Genomic DNA, 7,172 nt, shown 5'->3' with positions numbered 1-7,172 from the left:
CCTCCATCTCCGCTGCCGCCAGGCCACGCCTTGACGGCCGCAAGCACGGCGTCATGCTACCCTCAGCGATCGGGCGAATCTAATGGTTGCTACGATTGCCTCACCCGCCCGCCATCAGCTGATTCGCCAGCGCCATGTAGGCCGGCAGCGTCACGGGGTCGTTGGCGGCGTTGCCTGCCATGGGGTGCGAGGCGTAGCGCGCGATCACCATCTCGGCTTTGGGATCGACATAGATGCCCTGGCCGTAGACGCCGCGCGCCATGTAGGCGCCGTGCGCATTGTGCGTGACCCACCATTGATTGCGATAGGAGGCGCCGGGAAGCGTGGTGTAGCCGGCCGGCTTGAATTTTTCGGGGTCGCCGCCGCGCGCGATGTCCTCGACCACGGACGACGGCACGATCTGGCGGCCGTTGAAGCGGCCGTGATTGCGCATGGTCTCGCCGAAGCGGGCGAGATCGCGCAGTGTCGTGGAGAGGCCACCGCCGCCGCTTTCGGTGCCGATGCGGTCGACGTGATAATGTGCGTCCTCCTCGGCGCCCATCGGCGCCCAGATGCGCTCCGACAACAGATCGGCCAGCGTCATGCCGCTGGCGCGCCTGATGATCCAGGCGAGCACGTCGGTGTTGACGGTCTTGTAAGCGAAGGCCTTGCCGTGCTCGCCCTGCTTCTTCTGCGCGATGAGGAAATCGAAAATACTGGTCGGGCCGTCATAGCCGGGCGGGATCGGCGCCATGCCGTTGGCGCGCCTGAGGCCCCACACATGCGAGTTCTTGTCGGTGTAGACCTCGGTGTATTCGAGCCCCGTGGTCATATCCATGACCTCGTGCACGCGCGCGTCCCCGAACGCGCTGGCTTTCAGCTCCGGCACATAGTCCGTGACCGGCGCCTGCGGATCGATCCTGCCCTCGGTGACCAGAATGGCCGCGAGCACGCCGGTGAACGACTTCGTCACCGACATCGCGATATGCGGCTTGTGCGGCTTGAGCGCGCCGAAATAGCGCTCATAGATCAGCTTGCCCCGGTGCAGCACCGCGATGCCGTCGGTGTAGGTCTCCTCCAGCATTTTTGCGAACGTCATCAGACGGCCGTCCATCGTGGTCGAGACCGAGCCGCCGATGTCATGAACCTCACGCGGCAACACCGAGGCGGGCCCTGCCCCGCGCCAGACATTCACGGTCGGCACCAGCTGGCGCACATTGCTCCAGGCCCAGCGCAGCTCGGGAAAGCTGCGGAACGAGCCGTCCTGGAAGGTGATGGTGCGATCAGGGGACGGCGGAAAGCCCTTCATCCAGCCGAGGGTTTCGGGGTCGGATTCGGCGGAGGTGATTTGGGCGGGCGAGACGGACATCAACACTGGCTCCAGAGAGGCAAGGCTGAGGTCCTAGCATGGGCACGAGCTGTGGACATCCGACGCAAGCGCTGGGCACCTGCGCGACAAGTCAGGACGACAGTGGGCTTGGCTCTACCTATCCTGCGCGCTCAAGAATTGCGAGACTATGAAGCGAGCCCAGCCTTTGCTCGCGCAACGATGCTGTCCCAATTCACCCCTTCGCTGGTGGCCAGATCGGTCTTGAAATAGCTGTCGTGGTGACCGATGTACGCTGGAAGCGCCTCATGCCCATGGGCACGCCACGCTTGGGCCAACCACTGCTCCAGAAGCTCTGAAGCCGTTTCCCCCGGTTCAATCGCCTCGTATTCCTCATCGTCATAAATTTCGGAGGAAACGACGACCGTCCGGCCCTTCAGAAACCAGTGCCCCTCCCGGTCAACAGGTTCGCCATCTGCATCCATCGCCCACAATGACACAGCAAATTCGTCGCTAAAGAGTTGCGAGTCGTATTCGATCAGCAGGAATCTCGTCGCGTCGCCCCATGACTGGCCTGCGATCATCGCCATTTCCATATTCAGTTGAGGCGTGATCTCCTGAAAGTGCCGTCGTACCCGTTCGACGAATTCCTTCTTTTTGTCGTCCTCACCCATGCAATCCCTCCGCCATCATCGACATTGCCTGCTTGCCATAGCTCGTAGGATGGGTGGATCAAAGCGATCCCATCAATCCGACCACGATGGGTTTCGCTGCGCTCTACCCATCCTACGAACTTGCGCAAGACGATCTCAATCAAGATGCCTTGGTCGGCTCGGACATTGTTATCCGGTTTTTGACGCTAGGACGCTCCTGCATCCTTGCATACCATGCCAAAAGAGCCCCGCACTCCACCGGCACCGGCACGCTCACGAGTCCCGCGAAGATCAAGCCGCCTATGAGGGTGATATCGGCCATCGTGAACGCCTCGCCGGCGACGAACGGCTGTTCTTTCAGAATGCCGTCAAAGTAGTGCATCCCCCTGAGTGCCTTGTCGCGCTGGCGGAATCCCCATTCGGGGTTCTGATAGATCTCGACATGAGGCCCAAGACCCGGCGTGGCGTGGTGGAAATAGACACTGATAGCATCGAGCAGTTCCAGTTCGGCCCGCTTGCTCATCATGTGAATCACGCCCTTTTCGCGCGGGGTCCTGCCGGTCAGTGTCGGCGCGCCATCGAGCGCATCAAGGTACTCGGTAATTGCCGTGCACTCGCCAATGAAGGTCCCGTCGTCGAGTTCGAGCACCGGCAAGGTGCCGGAGTAGTTCTTGGCGAGGAATTCGGGCTTCTTGTGCTCGCCCTTGTAGAGATCGACCAATACGAACTGCACGTGCGACGGCAGGTTCTTTTCGGCCAAGGCGATGCGCACGCGGGCCGGATATGGTCCAGTTGGCCAATCGTAAATCTTCATCACGACTCCTATTTTGTCTACCTGTCACTTGGTAGGCCCGATATGAAGACTTCCAATTCGATGGGTCAAGCCCTACCTGTCACTTGGTAGATAACGAAGCAGTGAGGCGACGAAGTGAGTTCAAGCGCTCGGGAGGCCATCTTGGCGGCAGCAAAGCGGACCGCGCAGGCGCACGGCTATGGCGGCCTGAATTTCCGCGATCTCGCAGACGAAGTCGGGATCAAGGCCGCCAGCATCTACCACCATTTCCCAAGCAAGGCCGATCTCGGCGTGGCCGTCGCACGGCGCTACTGGGAGGACACCGCCGCCCAACTCGAGGCGATGCTGGCAGAAACCGCCGATCCTGTCCGCTGCCTGCGTCGATATCCCGATGTGTTTCGCAAAGCGCTCGAGAGCGACAATCGCATGTGCCTCTGCAGCTTCATGTCCGCGGAAGTCGAGGACCTGCCGGGCGCAGTAAAGAAGGAGGTCCAGACATTTGCCGACGTCAACGTGGCCTGGCTGAGCAAGCTGTTGGTGGCTGCGGGCCTGGTCAGTTCGAGAAAGAGCGAACAGCGGGCCCGCGCCATTTTCGCCGCCATCGCCGGCGCGCAGCTCATCGCCAGAAGCCGCTGCGATATTTCGCTCTACGACTCAACGATCGACAACTATCGCGCCGCGGGTCTTCTGCCGGCATAGGTGGTCCTGACATCAGACCACAGTGGGGCGGCGACGCACTACTCCCACTCAATCGTCCCCGGCGGCTTGCTGGTCACATCATACACCACCCGGTTCACGCCCTTCACCTCGTTGATGATGCGCGTGGCGGTCTCGCCCAGTAGATCGTAGGATGGGTGGAAGCGATACCCATCAAGTCCGTCTTGCAAGCGCGATGGGTTTCGCTACGCTCTACCCATCCTACGGGCTGACTGCGTCGGATGGAAGCGTCTCGGCTCCCGGGCCAAGCGCCCTCTGCATCAAGACAGTATCGACCCATTGGCCGAGCTTGAAGCCGACGGAGGTGAGGCTTCCGGCCGGCTGGAAACCGAGGCTACGATGCAGCGCGATGGACCCTGCATTCCTGCTATTGCCGATCACGGCGAGCATCTGCCGCCACGGCCCGGCCTCACAGCGCGCGATCAACTCGCCGAGCAGGGCAGCCCCGATGCGGCGTCCGCGCATCGCTTCCGATACATAGACCGAATCCTCGATCGTATGCCGGTAGGCAGGGCGCGGCCTATATGACGTTGCATAGCAGTAGCCCGCAACGTGCCCGTCGACCACGGCAACGAGATAGGGCAACCGCGCCGACACGACGGCATCGCGTCGCCTCAACATCTCGTCGACGGTCGGCGGAACTTCCTCAAACGTCGCCAGGCCGTAGCGCACGTGATGCTCGTAGATGTGCTGGACCTCGGTCATGTCGGTCTCCGACGCGTCCCGTATCGCGATTGTCTTGATCACTTCCGTCATTCCAATCCTCTCGATTGATTTCACTTGCACGTGGTGTGCGAAGCAGGACCCAGCTCGACCTCGCTCCGCGTCAGCCCGATATCGGCGAGCAGATGATCATCCAGGTCGCATAGCGCCTGCCATTGGCGAATGCGCGATGACGGCCAGGCCGCGAGATAGCGCGACAGCTCTACAACGTCGTCGCCGAGGGCTTTCAAGCCGCACAACGCTCGCGCTCCGCCTCGTCGAATCCCAAACATTGCGCAAGCATGCCGCTTGGCCATATATAAATGAAGCTTTTGTAACTTATGAATAGCATAAGAGATTCTTTGATGAAGAAGCTCAATCTGGACTACCTGCAGAGTTTCCTCGTCGTCATCGAGTGCGGCGGCTTCTCGGCCGCCGCTGAAAGGCTCCACCTCAGTCAGCCGGCGGTGAGCCTGCAGGTACGTCAACTGGAGAAGAGCCTGAAGGCGTCCCTGATCGAGCGCGTCGGAAGGACGGCAAAGCCGACCGCCGCCGGTGTCGCGTTGCTCGCGCATGCCCATCAGATCAACGCGGCTGTCGACCTGGCCCTCGACGCGGTCGCGCGCCAGACGGGCGGGACTGCGGGGCGGGTTAGGCTGGGAACGGGCGCGACCGCGTGCATCTTCCTGCTTCCGCCCGTTCTCAAGCAATTGAGGTCGTCGCTTCCAGCGCTGGAGATCACGGTTACAACGGGGAACACCGCGGAAATTGCCAAGGCGGTGGAGGACAATGTGATCGACATCGGCCTCGTCACGATGCCGGTGACCGGACGCAGCTTCGAGATCACCCCGGTGATGCAGGACGAGTTCGTCTTGATCTCGCCCCGCGACATGCCGCTTCCAGCGCGGATCACGCCCGCTGTGCTGGCGAGCAAACCGGTCATTCTGTTCGAACCCGGCGGAAATACGCGGCGCGTCGCAGATCAGTGGCTGATCCGCGGCGGCGTCCCGCTAAAACCCCTGATGTCGCTCGGCAGCGTCGAGGCGATCAAGGAGATGGTGCGCGCCGGTCTTGGCTGCGCCATCCTGCCCGGCATGGCCGTTTCCGCGGCCGCAAAGCCACGGGATCTGGTTGTCCGCTCGCTCTCGCCCAGGCTCTATCGTCGGCTTGCGCTGGTGATTCGTCGAGACAAGCGTCTCGACCTCGGGCTGCGGAAGACCTTGGCCGCGCTCAGATCAATTTGCGCGTAGGACCGCCTCGCCCAATCGCGTTCCCCCTACTCCCACTCAATCGTCCCGGGCGGCTTGCTCGTCACATCATACACCACCCGGTTCACGCCCTTCACCTCGTTGATGATGCGCGTGGCGGTCTCCCCTAAGAACTTCATGTCGAACTGGTAGAAGTCCGCGGTCATGCCGTCGGTGGAGGTGACGGCGCGCAGGCCCACGACGTAGTCGTAGGTGCGGCCGTCGCCCATGACGCCGACGGTCTTCACCGGGAGCAGCACGGCAAAGGCCTGCCAGATGTCGTCGTAGAGGCCGTGCTTGCGGATCTGGTCGATGTAGACGGCGTCGGCCTTGCGCAGGATGTCGAGCTTGTCCCTGGTGATGTCGCCGGGGCAGCGGATGGCGAGGCCCGGGCCCGGGAACGGGTGGCGGCCGACGAAGATTTCGGGGAGGCCCAGTTCGCGGCCGAGCTTGCGCACCTCGTCCTTGAACAGCTCGCGCAGGGGCTCGACGAGCTTCATGTTCATGCGCTCAGGCAGGCCGCCGACATTGTGGTGCGACTTGATGGTGACCGAGGGGCCGCCAGTGAAGGATACGCTCTCGATCACGTCGGGATAGAGCGTGCCTTGCGCGAGGAAATCGGCGCCGCCGATCTTCTTGGCCTCTTGCTCGAACACCTCGATGAAGAGGCGGCCGATGGTCTTGCGCTTGGTTTCGGGGTCGGTGACGCCTTCGAGCTCGCCCAGAAACTGTTTTGAGGCGTCCACGTGCACGAGCGGGATGTTGTAGTGGTGGCGGAACAGGTCGACGACGGTCTTGGCTTCGTCGAGACGCAACAGGCCGTGGTCGACGAAGACGCAGGTGAGCTGGTCGCCGATGGCTTCGTGGATCAAGACGGCCGCGACGGCTGAATCGACACCGCCGGAGAGGCCGCAGATCACCCTGCGACTGCCGACCTGCTGGCGGATCTTTGCGATCTCCTCCTCGCGGAAGGCGCGCATGGTCCAGTCGCCGGTGAGGCCGGCGATCTTGCGCACGAAGTTGCGGATGAGCTTTGCGCCATCGGGCGTGTGCACCACTTCGGGGTGGAACATCAGGCCGTAATATTTGCGCTTCTCGTCCTGGATGATCGCGAAGGGCGCGTTCGGCGAGGTGCCGGCGACCGAGAAGCCCGGCGGCATCTTGGTGATGCGGTCGCCATGGCTCATCCAGACCTGGTTCTTGCTGCCTGACGTCCAGACGTCCTCGAACAGCTTGCTCTGCGCCTTCACCTCGACATCGGCGCGCCCGAATTCGCGGTGATGGCCGCCCTCGACTTCGCCGCCGAGCTGGGCCGCCATGGTCATCTGGCCGTAGCAGATGCCCATCACGGGCACTCCGGATGCGAAGATCAATTGCGGAGCGCGGGGCGAGCCGGCCTCGTGCACCGACTCCGGGCCGCCGGAGAGGATCACCGCCTTCGGCTTCATCTCCTCGAAGGCCGCTTCGGCCTTGTTGAACGGGACGATCTCGCAATAGACGCCGTCCTCGCGCACGCGACGCGCGATCAGCTGCGTCACCTGGCTGCCGAAGTCGACGATGAGAATCTTGTCATGCGCCGAGGCCACGGAGGGCGTCGACGCGGAGCGGTCGTTCTGTGCTGCTGTCATGGCCAGCAGATACGCTGGCGCGGCCCCGCCCGCAACCGCGCTCGCTCGCGCGCCCACATTCTTCTTTGGGCATGGACAAATGGATATAGGTAAGTATTATTGACCTAATTTGCCCCGCTATCCGAC

At 62.5% G+C, this 7,172-nt stretch carries 9 protein-coding genes; 2 read left to right on the top strand and 7 right to left on the bottom strand.

The features are described 5' to 3' along the window. Positions 1–100: 100 nt before the first annotated feature. The 3 genes from GGD63_RS30450 to GGD63_RS30440 form a co-directional block, all read right to left on the bottom strand. Positions 101–1,348, bottom strand: a complete 1,248-nt coding sequence (locus GGD63_RS30450; RefSeq protein WP_183247507.1) for a serine hydrolase — start codon at positions 1,346–1,348, stop codon at positions 101–103. 146 nt (positions 1,349–1,494) lie between these two features. After that, positions 1,495–1,980 (bottom strand): hypothetical protein, encoded by a 486-nt coding sequence (locus tag GGD63_RS30445; protein WP_183247505.1) that lies wholly within the window; start codon positions 1,978–1,980, stop codon positions 1,495–1,497. A gap of 139 nt (positions 1,981–2,119) precedes the next feature. Further along, complete coding sequence (locus tag GGD63_RS30440; protein WP_183247503.1) at positions 2,120–2,773, bottom strand: glutathione S-transferase; 654 nt, start codon at positions 2,771–2,773, stop codon at positions 2,120–2,122. Positions 2,774–2,887: 114 nt separating this feature from the next. On the opposite strand from GGD63_RS30440, the gene GGD63_RS30435 reads away from it, so the two are divergent. Continuing rightward, on the top strand, positions 2,888–3,451 hold the full coding sequence (locus tag GGD63_RS30435) for a TetR/AcrR family transcriptional regulator (protein ID WP_183247501.1): 564 nt from the start codon (positions 2,888–2,890) through the stop codon (positions 3,449–3,451). Between the two features lie 38 nt (positions 3,452–3,489). Here the strand turns inward: GGD63_RS30435 and GGD63_RS30430 are convergent, their stop codons facing one another. Genes GGD63_RS30430 through GGD63_RS30420 form a run of 3 tightly spaced genes read right to left on the bottom strand, consistent with a single transcriptional unit; the run spans position 3,490 to position 4,422 of the window. Then, entirely contained in the window at positions 3,490–3,639 is a 150-nt protein-coding gene (locus tag GGD63_RS30430) for a hypothetical protein (RefSeq protein WP_409334103.1), read from the bottom strand. A gap of 31 nt (positions 3,640–3,670) precedes the next feature. After that, positions 3,671–4,225, bottom strand: a complete 555-nt coding sequence (locus GGD63_RS30425; RefSeq protein WP_183247499.1) for a GNAT family N-acetyltransferase — start codon at positions 4,223–4,225, stop codon at positions 3,671–3,673. A gap of 20 nt (positions 4,226–4,245) precedes the next feature. Beyond that, the gene (locus GGD63_RS30420) at positions 4,246–4,422 is read right to left on the bottom strand and encodes a DUF1127 domain-containing protein (RefSeq protein WP_183247497.1); all 177 of its coding nucleotides are present in this window, start codon (positions 4,420–4,422) and stop codon (positions 4,246–4,248) included. A gap of 114 nt (positions 4,423–4,536) precedes the next feature. Here GGD63_RS30420 and GGD63_RS30415 point away from each other — a divergent pair, with 114 nt between their 5' ends. Next, positions 4,537–5,421: a LysR family transcriptional regulator gene (locus GGD63_RS30415; RefSeq protein ID WP_183247522.1), complete on the top strand. Its 885-nt coding sequence runs from the start codon at positions 4,537–4,539 to the stop codon at positions 5,419–5,421. A gap of 26 nt (positions 5,422–5,447) precedes the next feature. Here the strand turns inward: GGD63_RS30415 and guaA are convergent, their stop codons facing one another. Continuing rightward, on the bottom strand, positions 5,448–7,046 hold the full coding sequence (guaA, locus tag GGD63_RS30410) for a glutamine-hydrolyzing GMP synthase (protein WP_183247494.1): 1,599 nt from the start codon (positions 7,044–7,046) through the stop codon (positions 5,448–5,450). Positions 7,047–7,172 lie beyond the last annotated feature (126 nt).

The organism is Bradyrhizobium sp. cir1, from assembly GCF_014198245.1.
Lineage (GTDB): Bacteria > Pseudomonadota > Alphaproteobacteria > Rhizobiales > Xanthobacteraceae > Bradyrhizobium.
The sequence above is the reverse complement of the archived record's forward strand: the minus strand, read 5'-3'. Positions and strand labels throughout refer to the sequence as shown.

Coding starts and splice junctions, on each gene's coding strand:
- GGD63_RS30450 (WP_183247507.1), bottom strand. CDS start 1,348: ATGTCCGTCTCGCCCGCCCAAATCACCTCCGCCGAATCCGACCCCGAA.
- GGD63_RS30425 (WP_183247499.1), bottom strand. CDS start 4,225: ATGACGGAAGTGATCAAGACAATCGCGATACGGGACGCGTCGGAGACC.
- GGD63_RS30440 (WP_183247503.1), bottom strand. CDS start 2,773: ATGAAGATTTACGATTGGCCAACTGGACCATATCCGGCCCGCGTGCGC.
- GGD63_RS30415 (WP_183247522.1), top strand. CDS start 4,537: ATGAAGAAGCTCAATCTGGACTACCTGCAGAGTTTCCTCGTCGTCATC.
- GGD63_RS30445 (WP_183247505.1), bottom strand. CDS start 1,980: ATGGGTGAGGACGACAAAAAGAAGGAATTCGTCGAACGGGTACGACGG.
- guaA (WP_183247494.1), bottom strand. CDS start 7,046: ATGACAGCAGCACAGAACGACCGCTCCGCGTCGACGCCCTCCGTGGCC.